Genomic DNA, 2,284 nt, shown 5'->3' on the forward strand with positions numbered 1-2,284 from the left:
TATGAACTAGCTGTAATTTGCACTAAGACTCCCATTTCCAAAAACTCTTGAAGCTTAGTCGGTTCTTCCAGAATTTCATTGTTCCGTTCAGGGTGAACAATAATTGGCGTGATACCTCTTTGCATCAACTGGAAGACCATGTTCTTAGTATAGTGGGGAACTTCGTTGCTTGGCAATTCCAACAGCATGTACTGACCATCCTCGTCACAAAAGAGGATGTCGTCCTTGTCTAAGGCATCCAAAAGACCACCTGACAGACGGACTTCATGTCCTGGGAAGACCGTTAGCGGAATCCCAGCTTGATCAATTTTTTCTTGAAATTCCTCAGTTAACTTGATCACATCTGCCTTGTGGTTGAGGAATCGGCCATTCAGCGTGTGCGGCGTGCACAAGGCGTGGGTGATCCCATCATTGACTGCGTCTTGCGCGAGCTTTAATGAGGTCTCCCAATCCTTACTACCGTCGTCGATTCCTGGCAAGATGTGACAGTGTAAATCGACAACTGTCATAATTCTTACTTGCCTTTCTTGTCTTCTTCACCGTAGCCGTAACCATAGCCATAACCATAGCCATAACCGTAGCCACCATCGCCGTCTTCGCCAACGTCATTCATAACGTAGCCAAGAATTGGTGAGTTGGTCAACTTGAGCATTTGCACAGCCCGCTTAACTGCAGCCTTTTGGGAGTGGGCCTGGCGAACCACCAAGATCGTCCCGTCAAGGGAACTAGTCAATTGCTGGGTTTCTGCTGCATCTAGAACTGGCGCTAAGTCGATTACCACCATGTCGTATTCCTTTTTGACATTTTCAATCAAGTCCAGCATGTGCTTAGAACCCAGGAGTTCTGAAGGGTTAGGCGGAATCGGACCGGCCGTCAAAATGTCCAAGTTTTCAACGCCACTTGCCATAATTACGCTCTCTGGATCAACATTCTTATTAGTCAACAAAGTAGTTAACCCTTGGACGTTAGAGACGTTAAAAGTTGAGTGCAAAGTTGGCCGCCGCAAGTCGGCATCAATCAAGAGAGTCTTTTTGCCAGCTTGAGCCATAGTGATCGCCACGTTGGCGCTAACCGTTGACTTACCGGCAGAGGCCATAGCGGACGTGAAGGCAATAGTCTTGATTTCCTTATCAACGTTCATGAAAGAAATATTAGTACGAATATTTCTGAATTGTTCAGAAATGACGCTTTGGGGACGGGCCAAGGTAATCAGCTTGGCACCATTCTTCATCGTTTCGTTGTCTAGGCCCTTTTTCTTAAATAATCCCATGCTAACCTCCTATACCCGTCTTCTAGTAGTGCGCTTGGCAGTAGCTGGCGTAAATGTCCAGTCTTTTGGCATCTTGATGCTTGCCACTTCACCTAAGTCGATCAAGCCCATTTCATCGGTCATGAAGGAGCTTTCCCGGACAGTGGTGTCAGACAAATCGCGGATAATGATGATCATCAGGCTGATAATCAAACCAGCCAAGGCGCCGACAGCAGTCATCAGCTTCACGTTAGGGAAACTCTTAGTACCGTTAGATGCGGTAGCTACGATAGTCACGTTGTTGACGTCCATGATGGATGGCAACTGTTCCTTAAACTCCTTGGCAACAGCGTTAGCTTCTGCCTTGGCCTTAGCAGGCGTTTCTGCCGTAGCTGACAGAGAGAAAACCTGGGAAGAAGTAGTAGTCGTAACACTGATCGCGCTCTTCAATTCGCTAGCGGAAACCGTGTAGCTCTTGCTGTCACGCTTGTAAACCGCTGGCTGAGCCTTAACGGCCTTCTTAACCAAAACACGAGTACCATCATCTTGGGTCTTATAAACAGCCTTCTTAGCTGGGGTAGCCTTCTTAACCAAAGTTACTGGGTTAGCCAAGTAGCTTGAAGCACCCTTTAAGATCTTCCGACTAGTGATCAAGTCCTTGTAAGTCGTAACCGCGTTAACGTCAGCTTGTTGCATGGCGTATGCTTGGTTAGCATCAGTAGTCTTCCGGTTAACCAAGAGCTGGGTAGTGGCCGTGTACTTTGGCGTGATCAGGTAGTCAGATACCCCATAGCCGACTAAGCCTAAGCCAATGGTCCAAACCAAAATACTGGCAACATGCTTCCTGATTAACAGGAACAGGCGACGCAAGTCAATGGTTACTTCTTCGTTCTTCTGTTGTTCAGAGCTCACTAGTTGTCCTCCTTTAAAACGTTGACATTCTTAATTCCTAAAGTTTGCCGGATATTATTGGAAATTCTCTGTCTTTCTTTAGTTGACATAATTTCAACTTCCATATTACCAAATTGTTGGTTG

3 protein-coding genes and 1 pseudogene are annotated in these 2,284 nt (G+C 46.5%); all 4 read right to left on the reverse strand.

Going from position 1 to position 2,284, the window contains the following annotated elements; translation table 11 throughout:
• Nucleotides 1–509, reverse strand: a 509-nt coding sequence (locus ACI4WN_RS03525; RefSeq protein WP_439776985.1) for a tyrosine-protein phosphatase, incomplete at its 3' end; no start/stop codon positions are given.
• Nucleotides 510–514: 5 nt separating this feature from the next.
• Nucleotides 515–1,270 (reverse strand): CpsD/CapB family tyrosine-protein kinase, encoded by a 756-nt coding sequence (locus tag ACI4WN_RS03530; protein ID WP_439776986.1) that lies wholly within the window; start codon nucleotides 1,268–1,270, stop codon nucleotides 515–517.
• A 9-nt stretch (nucleotides 1,271–1,279) separates the two neighbouring features.
• Nucleotides 1,280–2,161, reverse strand: a complete 882-nt coding sequence (locus ACI4WN_RS03535) for a YveK family protein (RefSeq protein ID WP_439776987.1) — start codon at nucleotides 2,159–2,161, stop codon at nucleotides 1,280–1,282.
• Nucleotides 2,161–2,284, reverse strand: a pseudogene (locus tag ACI4WN_RS03540) (LCP family protein); the annotation flags it as partial. The pseudogene ACI4WN_RS03540 and the gene ACI4WN_RS03535, both read right to left, overlap by 1 nt.

Source organism: Lactobacillus sp., from assembly GCF_051893255.1.
GTDB lineage: Bacteria > Bacillota > Bacilli > Lactobacillales > Lactobacillaceae > Lactobacillus.

Coding starts and splice junctions, on each gene's coding strand:
- ACI4WN_RS03530 (WP_439776986.1), bottom strand. CDS start 1,270: ATGGGATTATTTAAGAAAAAGGGCCTAGACAACGAAACGATGAAGAAT.